Annotated in this window: 16 protein-coding genes; 9 read left to right on the top strand and 7 right to left on the bottom strand. The window is 62.8% G+C overall.

From position 1 onward, the window contains the following. Positions 1-114: 114 nt before the first annotated feature. The 4 genes from hpxZ to hpxW are packed head-to-tail and all read right to left on the bottom strand — an operon-like array spanning position 115 to position 3,674. Positions 115-501, bottom strand: a complete 387-nt coding sequence (gene hpxZ / locus CWM57_RS02555) for an oxalurate catabolism protein HpxZ (protein WP_100675563.1) — start codon at positions 499-501, stop codon at positions 115-117. Beyond that, entirely contained in the window at positions 498-1,895 is a 1,398-nt protein-coding gene (locus CWM57_RS02560; RefSeq protein ID WP_061154539.1) for an AtzE family amidohydrolase, read from the bottom strand. Before CWM57_RS02560 ends, hpxZ begins: the two co-directional genes overlap by 4 nt. Beyond that, positions 1,892-2,077: an oxalurate catabolism protein HpxX gene (gene hpxX, locus CWM57_RS02565; protein WP_100675564.1), complete on the bottom strand. Its 186-nt coding sequence runs from the start codon at positions 2,075-2,077 to the stop codon at positions 1,892-1,894. The genes CWM57_RS02560 and hpxX overlap by 4 nt, the downstream gene beginning before the upstream one ends. A gap of 10 nt (positions 2,078-2,087) precedes the next feature. Next, a complete protein-coding gene (hpxW, locus tag CWM57_RS02570; RefSeq protein WP_074385811.1) occupies positions 2,088-3,674 on the bottom strand; it encodes an oxamate amidohydrolase in 1,587 nt (528 codons plus the stop codon). Positions 3,675-3,853: 179 nt separating this feature from the next. Between hpxW and hpxU the strand changes: the two genes are divergently transcribed. The 7 genes from hpxU to hpxK all read left to right on the top strand — a co-directional run bounded on the left by hpxU (position 3,854) and on the right by hpxK (position 10,255). Further along, positions 3,854-4,693, top strand: a complete 840-nt coding sequence (gene hpxU, locus CWM57_RS02575) for a MurR/RpiR family transcriptional regulator HpxU (protein ID WP_100630485.1) — start codon at positions 3,854-3,856, stop codon at positions 4,691-4,693. Positions 4,694-4,907: 214 nt separating this feature from the next. Further along, positions 4,908-5,693: a transporter substrate-binding domain-containing protein gene (locus CWM57_RS02580; protein WP_032754423.1), complete on the top strand. Its 786-nt coding sequence runs from the start codon at positions 4,908-4,910 to the stop codon at positions 5,691-5,693. A 9-nt stretch (positions 5,694-5,702) separates the two neighbouring features. Further along, entirely contained in the window at positions 5,703-6,368 is a 666-nt protein-coding gene (locus CWM57_RS02585; RefSeq protein WP_004176117.1) for an amino acid ABC transporter permease, read from the top strand. After that, a complete protein-coding gene (locus tag CWM57_RS02590; RefSeq protein WP_004179948.1) occupies positions 6,368-7,024 on the top strand; it encodes an amino acid ABC transporter permease in 657 nt (218 codons plus the stop codon). Before CWM57_RS02585 ends, CWM57_RS02590 begins: the two co-directional genes overlap by 1 nt. Beyond that, positions 7,005-7,742 carry an amino acid ABC transporter ATP-binding protein gene (locus CWM57_RS02595; protein ID WP_004179947.1) on the top strand — a complete coding sequence of 246 codons (738 nt, stop codon included), beginning with the start codon at positions 7,005-7,007 and terminating at the stop codon, positions 7,740-7,742. Before CWM57_RS02590 ends, CWM57_RS02595 begins: the two co-directional genes overlap by 20 nt. A gap of 15 nt (positions 7,743-7,757) precedes the next feature. Next, positions 7,758-8,999: a pyridoxal-phosphate-dependent aminotransferase family protein gene (locus CWM57_RS02600; protein ID WP_032740606.1), complete on the top strand. Its 1,242-nt coding sequence runs from the start codon at positions 7,758-7,760 to the stop codon at positions 8,997-8,999. Beyond that, positions 8,996-10,255, top strand: coding sequence for an allantoate amidohydrolase (gene hpxK / locus CWM57_RS02605; protein WP_100675565.1), 1,260 nt, complete (start codon positions 8,996-8,998; stop codon positions 10,253-10,255). Before CWM57_RS02600 ends, hpxK begins: the two co-directional genes overlap by 4 nt. 32 nt (positions 10,256-10,287) lie before the next feature. On the opposite strand, the gene CWM57_RS02610 is transcribed toward hpxK, so the two are convergent. Then, complete coding sequence (locus CWM57_RS02610) at positions 10,288-11,265, bottom strand: NAD(P)H-dependent flavin oxidoreductase (RefSeq protein WP_100675566.1); 978 nt, start codon at positions 11,263-11,265, stop codon at positions 10,288-10,290. A gap of 174 nt (positions 11,266-11,439) precedes the next feature. Between CWM57_RS02610 and CWM57_RS02615 the strand changes: the two genes are divergently transcribed. Further along, a complete protein-coding gene (locus CWM57_RS02615; protein WP_165784149.1) occupies positions 11,440-12,345 on the top strand; it encodes a LysR family transcriptional regulator in 906 nt (301 codons plus the stop codon). Positions 12,346-12,433: 88 nt separating this feature from the next. Beyond that, the gene (locus CWM57_RS02620) at positions 12,434-12,922 is read left to right on the top strand and encodes an E3 ubiquitin--protein ligase (protein WP_077268384.1); all 489 of its coding nucleotides are present in this window, start codon (positions 12,434-12,436) and stop codon (positions 12,920-12,922) included. A gap of 231 nt (positions 12,923-13,153) precedes the next feature. Here the strand turns inward: CWM57_RS02620 and CWM57_RS02625 are convergent, their stop codons facing one another. Continuing rightward, the gene (locus tag CWM57_RS02625) at positions 13,154-14,254 is read right to left on the bottom strand and encodes an NADH:flavin oxidoreductase/NADH oxidase (RefSeq protein WP_100675567.1); all 1,101 of its coding nucleotides are present in this window, start codon (positions 14,252-14,254) and stop codon (positions 13,154-13,156) included. A gap of 107 nt (positions 14,255-14,361) precedes the next feature. Then, positions 14,362-15,969 (bottom strand): FAD-NAD(P)-binding protein, encoded by a 1,608-nt coding sequence (locus tag CWM57_RS02630; RefSeq protein WP_074385819.1) that lies wholly within the window; start codon positions 15,967-15,969, stop codon positions 14,362-14,364. Between the last annotated feature and the right edge of the window lie 148 nt (positions 15,970-16,117).

Consider the following 16,117-nt stretch of genomic DNA (forward strand, 5'->3'; position numbering starts at 1 on the left):
GATGAAGTATTTTAATAATGATAGAAATCGATATGGTGGGTAATGATCTTGTTACCGGACCGGGAGCGGGCCGGTGGATACCTTATTCCCCCGGCCCGCTCCCGTATACGCCACTCAGTCCATCAGACTGACCTGCGCGGCGACAATCCGCCAGCCGTAGGGGAAGCGTACCCAGGTCTGCTGCTGGCGGCCAAGGCGCGCGCTGCCTTCGCGAGTAAACTCGGTGCTGCACACCGCCATATCCGCTCCAAAGGTGGTAATGGTGGTATGGCGCAGATCGCGGGCCAGACCGGCGGTGGGGCGGGCGGCGCGAAAGGCGCGGATCGCCTCGATGCCATACAGATTTTCGCCGGCTCCCAGCCGTACGGTGCGCGGGTCGTGCCAGAACAGCGCATCCAGCGCCTCGATATTATTGCTGACCAGCGCCTCTTCATACTGATAAAACGCCGCCGTCACCTCGGCGAGGATCGCCGGGCGGTCTACATTATCCAGATTGATCATGCTGCACTCTCCGCCACTCGGGCATCGGTAATGCCCATCGCTTCCAGCGCCCGCGCGGCGCGAAGACAGGCTTGTTCGTTAAACGGCGCGGCAATCAGCTGCAGGCCAATCGGCTTGCCGCTGGCGGTGCGCAGGGGGACGGTCACCACCGGCAGGCCGAGGAAGGAGATCGGCTGCGTTAGCATTCCCATGCTGGCGCGTACCGGCAGCGGCTGGCCGTTAATCACCATCTCCTCCGCGCCTATCGGCGTGGCGCTGCATGGGGTAGCGGGGGCGATCAGCACGTCGGCCTGGCTGAACAGGGATTTCATCGCCTGGCGAGCATGACGGCGGAAACGCTGCGCCTGCAGATACCATGCGGAGGGGATCATCGCCCCGGCCAGCAGCCGCTCGCGGGAGTGGGGTTCAAAACGCTCTGGCGAGTGACGAAGATCCGCCAGGTACTGATTGCCGCCTTCGCTGGCGCTGATGATAAAGGCCGCCGAGCGGGCCAGCGCGGCATCCGCGAACTGCAGCTCGCTGTCGGCGCCCAGCGCGTGGGCGACCCGATCCACGGCCGCCCGGGCGTCGTCATCGCACCAGGTGGTGAAATAGCCGCCCAGCCGCGCGCAGCGCAACCCCTCCAGCCCCCGCTCCAGCAGATTGCCGGTGCGCTCGCTGGCTTTATCAGCCTGAAAGTCATCGGCCGGGTCGCGCCCCTGCAGGGCGTCATACACCGCGGCGAGGTCGGCCACCCGGCGGGCAAAGGGACCAATATGATCCAGACTGGCGACAAACGGATGGCTGCCGGAGCGCGAAAGGCGGCCGAAAGTGGGTTTCAGGCCAAAGATCCCGCACAGCGACGCGGGGACGCGGATCGAGCCGTTGGTGTCGCTGCCGAGGCTGAAATGAACCAGCCCGGCCGCCACCGCTGCGGCCGAACCGCCGGAAGATCCGCCGGCGATCCGCGACAGATCGTGCGGATTGCGCGTCGCGCCATAGTGGCTGTTTTCAGTGGTAAAGCCGTAGGCGTAGGCGTCCATATTGAGCATCCCGCTGAGCAGGGCGCCGGCGCTGTGCAGCTGGCGCACCGCCCAGCTGTCGCTGGTCGCCGGCGGCCGGTCGCTCAGCAGTTCCGCCCCGGCGAGGGTGGTATGCCCGGCGACATCAAACAGATTCTTTACCGCATAGGGAATGCCTGCCAGCGGCGGCAGGGGGCGCTTTTCCCGGCGCAGGGCGTCGATGCTGTCGGCCTCCGCCAGCATGCGCTGGGCGGTGACCTCGGTCCAGGCGTTGATCTGCGGATTCACGCGGGCGATATCGTCCAGCGTCTGGCGGGCGATCTCCCGGGCGCTGAGTTCGCCATCGTGCAGCGCACGCTGGAGCTCGGCAATGGTGAAGTGATGAAGAGTCATGCTTTATACACCCCCGCAATCTCCTCGCGCGGCCCGAGGGGATAGTCCATCAGCGGCTGCGCCATGGCGGCGATGCGGGTAAACTGGCGCTCCAGCTCCTCACGACAGGGTGCATCCAGCTCCAGGTGCAACAGGTGAGTCATCTGCGTCAGATACTCGCTCCAGTCTGGCTGTGTGGTCATGGTCTGTTCCTTAGTATCCGGCGGCGGCGCCGTTGCTGCGTGGATCGGTAGCCCCTTCAAGCAGGCCGTTGGGATGGCGGACAATGGCGCCGGCGTGGCCCATCGCTTCGCTGAAATCGGCCAGCACTTCCACTTCGTGCCCCAGCTCGCGCAGGCGAGCGATACAGGCAGGGGCAAAGCGTCCCTCCAGCTTCAGTGAGTCGGAGGACTGGCCCCAGGTGCGGCCCAGCAGCCAGCGCGGACGGGAGATGCTCTCCTGCAGCGGCACCCCCTGCAGGATATAGCGGGTAAACAGCGCTGCCTGAGTTTGCGGCTGACCATCGCCGCCCATCGAGCCATAGACCATCACCCGGCCATCGTTCAGGCGTGCGGCGGCAGGGTTGAGGGTATGGAAGGGCTGTTTGCCAGGGGCCAGCGCCAGGAGATGCTGCGGATCGAGGCTGAAGGCGGCCCCACGGTTTTGCCAGACGATCCCGGTGTCCGGGAGCACCACGCCGCTGCCGAACTCGTGATAGATACTCTGAATAAACGACACTGCCAGTCCGCTGTTATCCACGACGCCCATCCAGACGGTATCGCCCGGGCCTTTGCCGCGGCCCCAGGGGGAAGCGCTGGCGTCGTCGATGCTCTCGGCCAGCGGCTGCAGGGCTTCCGGGGTGAGCAACGCCTGCACATCCACATCCAGATGGCGTGGATCGGTGATATGCGCATCGCGCAGGGCAAATGCCCGCTTGGTGGCTTCGACGATACGGTGCACCGTTTGCGCGTCATCGGCATCGGCCATGTTCAGGCGGTCGGTGATGCCAAGGATCGCCAGCGACACCAGGCCCTGCGTTGGCGGCGCAAGATTCCACAGCGTGCCCTGCTGGTGCTGGAGCGTCAGCGGCGCCGGACGCCGGGCGCGGTGGGCCTGCAGGTCGCCGAGGGTGATCGGCATCCCCAGCGCGGCCATGCCCTGCGCGAGACGTTCGGCCAGCGGCCCGCGATAGAAACTGTCGAGACCGTCGCTGGCCAGCAGGCGCAGGGTGCCGGCGAGGGCGGGTTGGCGAAAGCGGCTGCCGGGCCGCGGGGCCTCGCCCGATACCAGCCAGGTTTCACTGAAGCCTGGCTGATGGCGCAGCTCTTCCAGTTTGCTGGCGGTGGCGTGGGCTTGCGAGGCGGTGACCGGAATGCCGTCTTCGGCATACCCGATCGCATCGGCCAGCAGGCGGGCCACCGGCAGCGCGCGGCCGGTTAAGTCCCGTGAAATACGCAGCGCCTCGTCCCAGCCGCTGACGGTGCCGGCGACGGTCAGCGCGGCCTGCGGTCCCCGGTGGGGAATATGCCGCTGTCCGGCGTAGGCCTCGAGGGTCGCCAGCGACCCGGCCGCCCCGCTGGCGTCAATGGCGATGGGGTCTCCCTCAGGCGGCACGATCAGCCAGAAGCCATCGCCGCCGAGGCCATTCATATGGGGATAGACGACGGCGATGGCCGCGGCGGCAGCCACCATCGCTTCAATGGCGCTGCCGCCCTCGCGCAGGATCGCCAGCGCGCTCTGACTGGCGAGGTGGTGGGGGGCCACCGCCATGCCGTGGGTCGAAACGTTGCTACTGTGCATAAATTATCCTTTCTGAACGAATCACCCGCAGAACACTGCAAAAGCTGTTCCATCTCTGAACGTTTCGTTTCATTGATAAAAACAATGACCAGAATTTTCCCACTGGCACGCTATGTGTAAGGCATAGCAGATACAGTATGATGAGGGATGGATGATGAAACGAAAGTTACAGGGGCGCTATGCAACAACTCGATGAACGACTAAAAGGGCAATACGCCTCGCTGTCGCCGCAGGAGCAGCGGGTGGCGGATTTCATCTTTGACCACTTTGACGACCTGATAAGCTACAACAGCGCCGAGCTGGCGCAGCTGAGCGGCGTGTCGAAAGCCACCGTCAGCCGGCTGTTCAAGCGCCTCGGCTATGACAAATATAAGGATATGCGCGATGAACTGCGCACCCTGCGCCAGAGCGGTATGCCGCTGACCGACCAGCGCGACGCGGTGCAGGGTAACACGCTGCTGGCGCGCCATTATAAGCAGGAGATGGCGAACCTCACCCAATGGGTCAACGCGCTCGACGCCCGCCAGTTCGCCGAGGCGCTGACGGCGATGGTGGCCGCCCGCCGCATCGTGGTGGTGGGGATGCGTAACGCCTATCCGGCGGCGCTGCATCTGCGCCAGCAACTGCTGCAGGCCCGCGGCCAGGTGCTGGTGCTGCCCCAGCCGGGTCAGAGCCTTAGCGAAGAGCTGGTCGATCTGACCACCGATGATCTGGTGGTGATGATGGCGTTTCGCCGCCGGCCGCGAATAGTACGCCCATTGCTGCAGCAGTTGCAGCGCGACGGGGTGCCGGTCCTGTTAATGTGCGAGCCGCAGGCCCATAGCCTGTTTCCGCTCTCCCGCTGGCAGCTCTGCGCGCCGCTGGACAGCGTCTCGGCCTACGACAGCTATGCCTCGGTCAACAGCCTGATCAATCTGCTGGCCAATGCCTTTCTGCATGAAACGCTCGACAGTGGTCGTCCGCGCATCCACGATATTGCCACGCTTTATCAGCAGCTGGACGAGCTGGAACAACGCTGATGGGGCGCCAGCGTGGTGCTGTGCATCATTATGGTGCACGAAAAGCCACGTGATGGCGCCGCCGCTCTCTGAACACTTTCCCGTTAACGCTTGTCCTTTCTCACTTTTTGTTTTAATTCCTCGCCAACCCTCGCCTCGTCTGTATCTGGCACATTAGTTGCAAAATCAGATTCAAAGAATCTTTTGTTTCATGCTAACGTAACGGGTAAACATCATGAAGAAACTGTTGATTGCACTGGCCGGGGCCGCTTGTCTCCTTTCGTCTGTTTCTGCCGCGCAGGCTGACCAGCTCCAGGATATTGAAAAACGCGGTGTCATCCGCATTGCCGTACCCCAGGATTTTCCGCCGTTCGGCTCGGTGGGTACCGACCTGCAGCCGCAGGGGTATGACATCGATATGGCGCGCTATCTGGCGAAATCGATGAAGCTCAAGCTGCAGCTGGTACCGGTGACCAGCGCCAACCGCGTGCCGTATCTGCAGACGGATAAGGTGGACCTGGTGATCTCCAGCCTCGGCAAGAACGCCGAGCGCGAGAAGGTGATCGACTTCAGCCGCGCCTACGCGCCGTTCTTCCTCGGCGTGTTTGGCCCGAAAGGGGCGGAGCTGAAGGACGCGGCCGCGCTGAGCGGTAAAAGCATCGGGGTGACCCGTGGGGCAGTGGAAGATATGGTGCTGACCAGCGTGGCGCCGCAGGCAGCGCAGATTAAGCGCTACGAGGACAATAACACCACGCTGTCGGCTTACCTGTCCGGTCAGGTGGAGTATGTCGCGACCGGAAACCTGGTGGTGGCGGCCATCTCCCGGCAGAACGCCGACAAAGCGCCGGTGCCGAGCTTTATGCTGAAGGACTCGCCGTGCTTTATCGGTCTGAAAAAGAACGAACCGGCGCTGAAGGCGAAAGTGGATACCCTCATCGAGCAGGGCATTAAGGACGGCACCCTCAACGGTCTGTCTGAGAAGTGGTTGAAAGCGCCACTGCCTGCCAGCCTCGGCGCGTAAGGTCTGGGGATGACGGAGCAACTTCATTTCTCTGAGCTCTGGCCGCACTGGCCGGAGCTGCTGGCCGGCCTGTGGGTGACGGTACAGTTGACGGTGCTGGCGACGATCGGCGGACTGGCGATCGGCATCCTCGGGGCGGCGATCCGCAGCGGGCGCCCGGGAATGCTCAGCCGGGTATGGGGCGGATATGTGGAAATCATCCGTAACACGCCGTTTGTGGTGCAGCTCTTTTTTATCGTCTTTGGTTTACCGAACCTTGGACTGAAGATGACCGCCGGTGAAGCGGCGCTGCTGGCGATGGTGGTTAACCTCGGCGCCTATAGCACCGAGATCGTCCGCGCCGGTATTCAGGTGACGCCGAAGGGCCAGTGGGAAGCCGGTCGCGTGCTCGGGCTTAGCCGGACGCAAACCTTCGTTCGCGTCGTACTGCCCCCGGCGCTGCAGCGGATTTACCCGGCGCTGGTCAGCCAGTGCATCATTGTGATGCTCGGCTCGTCAGTGGTGTCGCAGGTCTCCTATGAGGAGCTGACCTTCGCCGCCAACCTGATCCAGTCGCGGACATTTTTGAGCTTTGAGGTCTATCTGGTGACCACCGGGATCTACTTAGCGTTATCGATAGCGATGCGCCAGCTGCTGATGGCGGCGGGGCGTAAATGGCTGGGGGTACAGGCCTGATGACCACTTTTACTGACTGGGACATTATCCGCAACCTGCTGCTGGCCGGTCGCTGGACGGTGCTGCTGTCGCTGGTCGCGTTCACCGGCGGGGCGCTGGTGACCTTACCGTTACTGCTGCTGCGCCTCACCGGCGGACGCCAGGTGAAACGGCTGATCCGCGGCTACATTGAGCTGTTTCAGGGGACGCCGCTGCTGATGCAGCTGTTTCTGGCATTCTTTGGCGTGGCGTTGTTCGGCATTGACGTCTCGGCGTGGACCGCCGCCTCGGTCGCTCTGACGCTCTACACCAGCGCCTTTTTGCTGGATATCTGGTTCGGCAGCATTCGCGCGCTGCCCAAAGGCCAGTGGGAAGCCTCGCGGTGTCTCGGGCTGAGCTTCGGCCAGACCTTGTACCGCGTGGTGGCGCCGCAGGCGCTGCGCATTGCCATCGCGCCGACGGTGGGCTTTGCCGTACAGGTGATCAAAGGCACGGCGCTGGCATCGATTATTGGCTTTGTGGAGCTGACCAAGGCCGGGACGATGCTGACCAACGTCACTTACCAGCCGTTTAAAGTGTTTGCCCTGGTGGCGCTGGGCTATTTCATTCTGTGTTATCCGCTGTCCCGCTACAGCCGCTATCTGGAGAACAAATTCAATGCCTCTCATCACCATTAATCAGATGCAGAAGTACTATGGCGACAACCATGTGTTGAAGGGCGTCGATCTGGATATCGACATGGGGGAAGTGATCTCGATCATCGGCCGCAGCGGCTCGGGTAAAAGCACGCTGCTGCGCTGTATCAATGGTCTGGAGGGCTACCAGGAGGGCAGTATCAAGCTCGGGGGCATGACCATCACCGACCGCGATTCACAGGCCCGGGAGATCAGCCGCTCCATCGGCATGGTGTTCCAGAATTTTAACCTGTTCCCGCACATGACGGCGCTGGAGAACGTCATGCTGGCCCCGCGGCGGGTGCTGAAGAAGTCCCAGGCCGAATGCCGGGAACTGGCGCAGCGGATGCTGGAGAAGGTCGGTCTTGGCGACCGTCTGGATTACTATCCGGCCAATCTCTCCGGCGGCCAGCAGCAGCGCGTGGCCATTGCCCGGGCGCTGGCTATGTCGCCGAAAGTTTTACTCTGTGACGAAATCACCTCGGCACTCGACCCGGAACTGGTGGGTGAAGTGCTGAAGGTGCTGGAGCAACTGGCGGCGGAAGGTATGACGCTGATCCTCGTCACCCATGAAATGAATTTTGCCCGCGAAGTGGGCGACCGCGTGGTGTTTATGCATCAGGGACGCGTCTGGGAGCAGGGCGACAGCAAAACGCTGTTCGCCAGCCCGCAGACCAGCGAACTGAAACAGTTTATCTCCTCGGTGCGCGGTCTTAACTAACGTAAGGAATGGCAGATGGATATCACTCAGTTTTCGCAAATTAACCCGCCGCAGCGCCTGCTGATGGGCCCGGGGCCGATCAATGCCGACCCGCGCGTGCTGCGCGCCATGTCGAGCCAGCTGGTTGGCCAGTACGATCCGGCGATGACCCATTATATGAATGAAGTCATGGCGCTCTACCGCGGCGTGTTTCGCACCGAAAACCGCTGGACGATGCTGGTCGACGGCACCTCGCGCGCCGGGATCGAAGCGATTCTGGTGTCGGCGATCCGTCCGGGTGACAAGGTGCTGGTGCCGGTGTTCGGCCGTTTTGGTCATCTGCTGTGCGAGATCGCGCGTCGCTGCCGGGCAGAGGTGCACACCATCGAGGTACCGTGGGGCGAGGTCTTTACGCCGGATCAGGTTGAGGACGCGATTAAGCGCGTGCGCCCGCGCCTGCTGCTCACCGTGCAGGGCGATACTTCCACCACCATGCTGCAGCCACTGGCGGAGCTGGGGGAGATTTGCCGTCGTCACGATGTGCTGTTCTATACCGACGCCACCGCGTCGCTCGGCGGCAACCCGCTGGAAACCGACGCCTGGCAGCTGGACGCGGTGTCCGCCGGGATGCAGAAGTGCCTGGGCGGTCCTTCCGGCACGTCGCCCATCACCCTCAGCCCGCGGATGGAAGAGGTCATCCGCCGCCGTCGTTGCATTGAGCAGGGGATCCGCACCGACGCCCACCACGATGGCGTCGACGAGATGATCTACTCCAACTATTTCGATCTCGGCATGGTGATGGATTACTGGGGGCCGGAGCGCCTTAACCACCATACCGAAGCGACCTCGGCGCTGTTTGCCGCCCGGGAGTGCGCGCGCCTGATCCTCCAGGAGGGACTCGACAACGGCATCGCCCGCCACAAGTTGCACGGCGATGCGCTGCTGAAGGGCATCCAGGCGATGGGGCTCGAGACCTTTGGCGATCTGCGGCACAAAATGAATAACGTGCTGGGGGTGGTGATCCCCAACGGGGTCAACGGCGATCAGGTACGCAAGCTGATGCTGGAAGATTTCGGCATTGAAATTGGCACCTCGTTTGGCCCGCTGCACGGTAAAGTCTGGCGCATTGGCACCATGGGCTATAACGCGCGTAAAGACTGCGTGATGCAGACGCTCAGCGCGCTGGAAGCGGTCCTGAACTACCTCAAGTTCACCACCACTCAGGGCGCGGCGATGCAGGCGGCCTGGGATCACTACCGCACCGAGGCCACCCTATGAGTGATACCGCCCGCCAGCAGGCGGAGAGAGAAGCGGCTGCCAGCCGGGTGATGGCCCGCGCCGATCGGCTGGCCACCCTCAGCGAAACCGCCGATGCCCTGACCCGGGTCTATCTGTCACCCGAACATCTGCAGGCCAACCAGCTGGTGGGCCAGTGGATGCAGGCTGCCGGCATGATGGTGTGGCAGGACAGCGTCGGCAACATCTGCGGACGCTATGAAGGACAACAGGAGGGGGCGCCGGCGGTGCTGCTGGGTTCTCATCTTGACACCGTGCGCAACGCCGGGCGCTACGACGGCATGCTCGGCGTGCTGGCGGCGATTGAGGTGGTCCAGCGTCTGCACCAGCAGGGGCGACGGCTGACAAAGGCAATCGAGATCGTCGGCTTTGGCGATGAAGAGGGCACCCGCTTTGGCATCACCCTGCTCGGCAGCCGCGGCGTCACCGGCACCTGGCCTGAAAGCTGGCTGTCACAGTGCGATACCGACGGCGTGAGCGTCGCCCAGGCGCTGGTGAATGCCGGACTCGATCCGGCGCGGATCGGCCACGCGGCCCGTCATCCGCAGGATATCGCCGCCTATCTGGAACTGCATATCGAGCAGGGGCCGTGCCTGGAGCAGGCGGGGCTGGCGCTCGGCGTGGTGGAGGCGATTAACGGGGCCCGACGGCTGAACTGCCGTTTTACCGGCGAAGCTGGCCATGCCGGCACGGTGCCGATGCTCCATCGCAAGGACGCCCTCGCCGCGGCGGCGGAATGGATGGTGCAGGTGGAAAACCTGACCCGGCAGCGCGGCGGTAACCTTGTGGCGACGGTCGGCACCCTGCGCTGTGCGCCGGGCGCGGTGAACGTGATACCGGGCGAGGTGCAGTTGACGCTGGATATTCGCGGCCCGCAGGATGCGCCGCTGACGGCGCTGCTGGATGAGCTGCTGGGTGAGGCGCAGGCCATTGCCGGGCGTCGCCAGCTGAGTTTCGCCGCCGAGGAGTATTATCGCATCGCCGCCACCGCCTGCGACAGTCACCTGCAGGCGGTGCTGAGCGAGGCGGTGGTGGCGGTGCAGGGGCGTTCGCTGACGCTGCCGAGCGGCGCAGGGCATGACGCCATCGCCATCGCCGAGCGCTGGCCTTCGGCCATGTTGTTTGTGCGCTGCCTGGGAGGCGTCAGCCATCACCCGGCGGAGTCGGTCACCGCCGCCGACGTCGGACTGGCTATCGACGCTTTCTCCCGGGCGGTAGAGAAGGTGGCCGACGCCTGATCGCGCCGGTTGCGGTGCCCCGGCTGGCGGCTTCACACCGCCAGCTGGTTGACCACCTCGGCGACGGAGGTGATGGCATGGATGTTGCCAATCCCCGCGCCCACCGAGATATACCCCTCATCAGTATTCCCCTCCAGCATGCCCAGCCGCATCCCGCGCAGACCGCCCATCGCCTGGGCCAGCTCGGCCTTTGAGGCGCCGGCACGATCCATGGCCACCAGTGTGTCGATCAGTTTGCCGGGCAGCGCGCGGTAGTAGTCCGGCAGGGTACGGAACAGGCGCAGATCCAGACCGTTGGCGGCCACAATTTTCGCTTTCACCGAGTCGGGAACCCGACTTTCGATGGTGCTGATGAATACCGAACCAGCGAAGACGCCTTCCGCCCCCAGGGCATGAACGGCGCGCGCCCCCCGGGCGTCGGTGATCCCCCCGGCGGCCATGACAGGAACCCGCTGTACCGCGTCAACGATCAGCGGGACGATGGTGAAGGTCCCGAGGGCGGTACCCGGCAGCGTGCCGCCTTCGTCAAAGCCGGTGGCGACAATAATATCCGCTCCGGCCTGCTCCGCGCGGCGGCTGTTCTCCGGCGTCGGGTTGATGTCACGATAGATAATGGTGATCCCGGCGGCTTTCAGTTCGTCGAACAGCGCCGGTTTTAACGAACCATCGCCGTAGCCGGTGTAGACCACCACCTTAACGCCTTCCTCTTTGATCACCGGCAGGATCGCCGGCGTCCAGATGTCGTTTTCCGCCGTCGGGATCAGGTTGACGCCAAAGGGTTTCTCCGTCAGCTGTTTGGTTTTGCGGATCTCTTCGCGCATTTTCTCGGCGGTGGCCTCCGGGGTGGAGACGGCGGTTGCCGCCGTCAGTCCGGCGTTCGGGCCCAGCACGCCAAGCCCACCGGCGTTGCCGACGGCCGCCACCAGACGCGCATCGGTAAGCCAGGAGAGCGGCCCCTGGACCACCGGTTTTTCAATACCCAGAATGCGGGCGACGCGGTTGGATTGCATGATATTTTTCCTTGTATGTTAATAAGTTATAAATTTCTTCGCCCCAGCGATGCGGCAATGAGGGCAGTGTAGGCGTCTTTATTGTTTTAAAAAATGAGCAAAAACTTTCATCACTATTATTAAATTAGTAATAATGTGAGCAGGCGATGAGGCGGGAGACGGGCCGTTATGCAAATGAATCTGTTTGAGAATATTAAAATCTTTATTGAAATCGTCGATGCCGGCAGTTTTGCCCAGGCGGCGGAAAATTTGCAGGTCCACCGACCGGCGGTGACCAAAGCGCTGCAGCAGCTGGAGCAGGAGAGCGGGGTCCGGCTGCTGCAGCGCACCACCCGGCGTCTGTATCTCACGCCGGAGGGGGAAGAGTTTTATCGCCGCAGCAAACCGTTGCTCTCCCAGGCCGACGATCTGCTGGAGTCGTTCGCGCCGGACCGGCCGATCCGCGGTCAGCTGCGCGTCGATATGCCAATCGCCTTTGCCCGGCTGCTGGTGATCCCGCATCTGCCGGATTTTTATCAGGCCCATCCGGAGGTGGAGATTGTCCTCAGCAGCTCCGACGTACGCCGGGATATGCTGCGCGATGGTCTGGATTGCCTGCTGCGGGTGGGGGATCTTGAGGATGGCGACTATGTGGCGCGTTCGCTGGGGGAGGTGGCGTTAACCACCTGCGCCAGTCCGGGCTATCTGGCGCGCTATGGGGCGCCCGCGACGCTGGAGGACCTGCAGTCGCATCTGGCGGTGAACTGGGTGAACAGCAGCAGCCGGCAGATTATGCCCTGGCGATTCCAGACCCCGGAGGGCATCAGGCAGATCGCCATCCCCGGTAAACTGGTGCTGGACAACTCTGAAGTCTTTACTGCCGCCGGGCTGGCGGGGCTGGGGATGCTGCAGGGGATGCGTTTCTTTTTGCAACCCTATATCGACAACGGGCAACTGGTGGAAATTTTGCCGGACTTCCCGGCGCCGCGTCGACCGTTGTCGCTGCTCTATCCGCACCGGCATCTGTCGCATAAGGTGCGGGTCTTTGCCGACTGGCTGCAGGGGCTGGTGGCGACGCTGGATCGATCGGTGTCGGCTTGACTCTGCCGACTGAGCGATTATATATAAAATGTGAATGCTATTAAGGCAATGAATCACAAAGCTGGATAACGACTTAACCTGTAAGGGAATGCTGATGAAACTCTGGAATAAAACACTGCTTGCTTCCGCCCTGTGTCTGACCCTGTTTGGCTGCGACGATGCGTCGAAAGTGGATAACAAACTGGATAAGGCCAAAGATAATGCGGAGCAGATGAAGGATGCCGCGGCGGACAAAGCGCAGGCGATTAAACAGGATGCGGATAAGCAAATCGATACGCTGAAAAGCCAGGCTGACGCCGAGGCCGACCGCCTGAAGGATCAGGCCAGCGCCATCAAGGCGGAGGCGGACAAGAAAGCGGATGCCATCGCCCAGCAGGCGAAAGCCCAGGCCGATGCCGTGAAGCAGAACGCAAAGCAGGAAAGTGACCGCATAGTCAAAGAGGCGGGTCAGATCAAAGACAACGCCATCGGCGACGCCAATCAGCTCTCGGCGGAGGCGGCGAGCAAAACCAAAGCCATCCAGGACAGTATCGCGGCGGACAAACAGAACACCACGCCACCGGCCGCCCAGCAGTAACTCGCGGTGTTTGCCGGACCCGCGCCCGGAAATATAGGGAGCGGAGCCTGATAGATTGCCCGGCTGCGCTGCGCTTGCGCGGGCCTACGCAGGGAGCGGGTTGGCTGCGCAATGACCGGGTATCACCCTTTTGTAGGCCGGGCAAGGCGCCGCCGCCGCCCGGCACGTCGACTGCAATAACATCCTGCTCAGGGGTATCTTCCGATACCCCTTTTTATACCCGCCGCGGGTTCAACGGTTTGGCAGCAGGGTGCCTTTCAGGCCGTGCGGCTCCGAGCGCAGGTACTGCGAAGGGACGCGAACCTGGGCGCCGAGGCTGGCCGCAGCGTGCCACGGCCAGTGCGGATCGTAGAGTACCGCACGGGCGAGGGCGATCAGGTCGGCATCGCCATCCTCCAGCGCCGCTTCCGCCTGCTGCGGGTCGGTGATCAGCCCCACGCCAATCACCGGGATGGCAACCTGCTGGCGAATGTCGTGGGCGAATGGCAACTGATAACCCGGTCCGACGGTGATCGACTGCTGCGGCGACAAGCCGCCGCTGGAGACGTGAATGTAGTCGCTGCCCAGCGCTTCCAGCTGCTGGCTGAACTGAATGGACTGCTCCACGTCCCAGCCGCCTTCGACCCAGTCGGTCGCCGACAGCCTGACGCCCACCGCCATGGTGTTGCCCACCACCTCGCGGATCGCGTTAAACACTTCCAGCGGATAGCGCAGACGGTTTTCCAGCGAACCGCCGTACTCATCACGGCGCTGATTGCTGAGCGGCGAGAGAAACTGGTGCAGCAGATAGCCGTGGGCGGCGTGCAGTTCAATCAGCTCAAAGCCCAGACGCTGGGCGCGCAACGCGCTGGCGACAAACGCCGCTTTGATGCGCGCCATATCGGCAAGGCTCAGCTCGGCGGGGGCGCGGTCGCCATCGTGAAATGCCACGGCGGAGGGGGCAACGGTTTGCCAGCCCCCCTCGTTGAGGGCCAGCTGATGACCACCCTGCCACGGGGCCGCGCAGGAGGCTTTGCGTCCGGCGTGCCCTAGCTGGATCCCCAGGCGGATCGGCGACCAGGCCCGAATATCCTCTACCACCGCGCGCAGCGCGTTTTCGGTTTCATCATCCCACAAACCCAGATCCCCCGGTGAGATACGTCCCGCCGGCTCTACCGCCGTGGCTTCGAGAATTAACAGGCCGGCGCCGGAGAAAGCCAGCTGACCAAGATGGATCCGGTGCCAGGAGGTGGCTTTACCCTCGTCGGCAGAGTACTGACACATGGGGGCAATAACGATGCGGTTATCCAGCGCCAGCTGACCAATACGCGTCGCGCTAAAAAGATGGCTCATGAGTACCTCGTAAAAGTTAGACAGGGTCTTGCATGGGGGCGAACAGTCACTGTTTATAGCACGCCTGTTTGCCCCCCTTTATTCGGATATTGCGTTTAAGCAGCCCGCTATTCGATAAACCACAGGCGGCGCCGGCGGCCCGTCGCCTGCTGCGACACGGCGCGGGCCATCGCGCTGCCAATCTCGGCGCTGGCCGTCAGCCCCTGCACAAAGGGACGATCGTGCATCAGCCAGGGAAGGGCGCCGAAAGCGACCCGTCCGCGCAGCGTCTCGGGCGCCTGCAGCGTGTAGTCATCGCCGACGTCCGGAATGTCGTCGCCGCAGGCCAGCAGCTGCTGGCGCAGCGATGGGAAGGGCAGATCCCGGGTTTTCAACGCTTGTTGCCCGCGGGCATCGATAAACACATCGAATTCACAGCGCTGCTGATGATGAACAATCAGCGTTCGGTGAGACTCGCGCTGCAGGTCATAATCCTCGCCGAGCGCCACAATACGCAGAATATCGGCCTGGTATAGGGCCAGCAGCCGGCGAATGGATTCCGGCGGGATGGCGGCATAATTATCGATAAACACCCGGGCAAGCCCGCGCCGGAATCGGCGGTTGTCCTCGTCGTTGAGCTGCGGCACCACGCTTTCAATCGCCTCGTGCAGGCGGAGAATAGCATAGCGCCAGGGCACCGTATGGTGTTCGCGCTTATTGCGCTCCACCTCCTGCAGATTGCGTTGCGCCCAGTGGAAAGGATCATGGGTGAGACGGTCGGCAAACCAGGCGTCGGCGATGCTGTCAGGCGTTAGCTGGCGCAGCCCCGTCGCCTCGCACCAGGCCGGGGCGGCATATTCCAGCTCCTGGACGACCAGCTCGAATACCCGATCCAGCAGCCCATCGCTGCCCCGGGCGACAGCCGCCTCAAGGGCGGCAGGGGTGGCGATCTCCAGCGGCTCCCATGGGATCGGACAGTAAAAATCGGCTTCCGGGAGCACCCCGCTGCGCGACATCAGCGTTATCTCCAGTGCCTCGCTGCCGGGATGGAGGGTAAAATGGGTCGTTTTGTCGTTCTCAGTATGGAAAACACCATGCTGGGCCACCACGGCGATGGCGGCATCAATCGCGCTTAAGGAGGTCCCGAGGATCCCGACCCGACAGGGCGCGATCCGGGCGTCCATCAGCCCGGTCCACGGACTGGGGAAGTACTGTCGACTGGCGCGCTCTTCCTCAGGCCACAGATGGCCGGTGGCTATCGCCACCAGGTCGACGATAACCGGTTCTGCCGCGCTATCGGTATGGATAGCGATCCCGGCGGGCTGGACGGCAATATCCGTCACTTCACAGGATTCACATACGCTAACGATGAAGCCGGCGTCCCGTGCCCGCTCAGTGAGATACAGAAAACGGTCGCGATAGTACTCGCCGAGGATCACCCGCGGCAGAAACTGGCGCTCATGCAGCGTGTGCCGCTCGAGACCGCGCGCCGCCAGCCAGGCGTCGCTGTGCTGCTGGAGCCATTGCAGATAGGTCAGGTCGATAGGGGGGATCTCAATGCTGGCAATGTTGGCCAGCATTTGCGCCGCCGTATTATCATCGCTGTAGGGCATACCCACCCCGGCCTGCGCCTCTTTTTCAAACAGGGTGATCGCCAGCGGCTCACCACGCTTCACCAGTTCATAGAACGTGTAAATCCCCGTCGGCCCCACGCCGACGATGGCAACTCTCTTCATGATTCTCTCCCTTCCTGTGGGCGGATGCGGCATGGACAGCGTTTCATTGACGCCAGCCTATCTTTAATTCTGGTCGAAAATTGCCGATCCGGTGGGCCGCTACACGCAATTTGAAACAAATTAGCAGGCTAATAAACTTGCCGACGGT

It is taken from the genome of Klebsiella sp. G-Nf4, assembly GCF_002810615.1.
GTDB classification, from domain to species: domain Bacteria; phylum Pseudomonadota; class Gammaproteobacteria; order Enterobacterales; family Enterobacteriaceae; genus Klebsiella; species Klebsiella variicola.

Excerpts from the sequence above, each read along its gene's own strand:
- CWM57_RS02595 (WP_004179947.1), top strand. The coding sequence starts at position 7,005 with ATGCCTCTCATCACCATTAATCAGATGCAGAAGTACTATGGCGACAAC.
- hpxU (WP_100630485.1), top strand. The coding sequence starts at position 3,854 with ATGCAACAACTCGATGAACGACTAAAAGGGCAATACGCCTCGCTGTCG.
- hpxX (WP_100675564.1), bottom strand. The coding sequence starts at position 2,077 with ATGACCACACAGCCAGACTGGAGCGAGTATCTGACGCAGATGACTCAC.
- CWM57_RS02600 (WP_032740606.1), top strand. The coding sequence starts at position 7,758 with ATGGATATCACTCAGTTTTCGCAAATTAACCCGCCGCAGCGCCTGCTG.
- CWM57_RS02610 (WP_100675566.1), bottom strand. The coding sequence starts at position 11,265 with ATGCAATCCAACCGCGTCGCCCGCATTCTGGGTATTGAAAAACCGGTG.
- CWM57_RS02620 (WP_077268384.1), top strand. The coding sequence starts at position 12,434 with ATGCTGATGAAACTCTGGAATAAAACACTGCTTGCTTCCGCCCTGTGT.
- hpxZ (WP_100675563.1), bottom strand. The coding sequence starts at position 501 with ATGATCAATCTGGATAATGTAGACCGCCCGGCGATCCTCGCCGAGGTG.
- CWM57_RS02560 (WP_061154539.1), bottom strand. The coding sequence starts at position 1,895 with ATGACTCTTCATCACTTCACCATTGCCGAGCTCCAGCGTGCGCTGCAC.
- CWM57_RS02625 (WP_100675567.1), bottom strand. The coding sequence starts at position 14,254 with ATGAGCCATCTTTTTAGCGCGACGCGTATTGGTCAGCTGGCGCTGGAT.
- CWM57_RS02580 (WP_032754423.1), top strand. The coding sequence starts at position 4,908 with ATGAAGAAACTGTTGATTGCACTGGCCGGGGCCGCTTGTCTCCTTTCG.
- CWM57_RS02590 (WP_004179948.1), top strand. The coding sequence starts at position 6,368 with ATGACCACTTTTACTGACTGGGACATTATCCGCAACCTGCTGCTGGCC.
- hpxK (WP_100675565.1), top strand. The coding sequence starts at position 8,996 with ATGAGTGATACCGCCCGCCAGCAGGCGGAGAGAGAAGCGGCTGCCAGC.
- CWM57_RS02615 (WP_165784149.1), top strand. The coding sequence starts at position 11,440 with ATGAATCTGTTTGAGAATATTAAAATCTTTATTGAAATCGTCGATGCC.
- CWM57_RS02585 (WP_004176117.1), top strand. The coding sequence starts at position 5,703 with ATGACGGAGCAACTTCATTTCTCTGAGCTCTGGCCGCACTGGCCGGAG.
- hpxW (WP_074385811.1), bottom strand. The coding sequence starts at position 3,674 with ATGCACAGTAGCAACGTTTCGACCCACGGCATGGCGGTGGCCCCCCAC.
- CWM57_RS02630 (WP_074385819.1), bottom strand. The coding sequence starts at position 15,969 with ATGAAGAGAGTTGCCATCGTCGGCGTGGGGCCGACGGGGATTTACACG.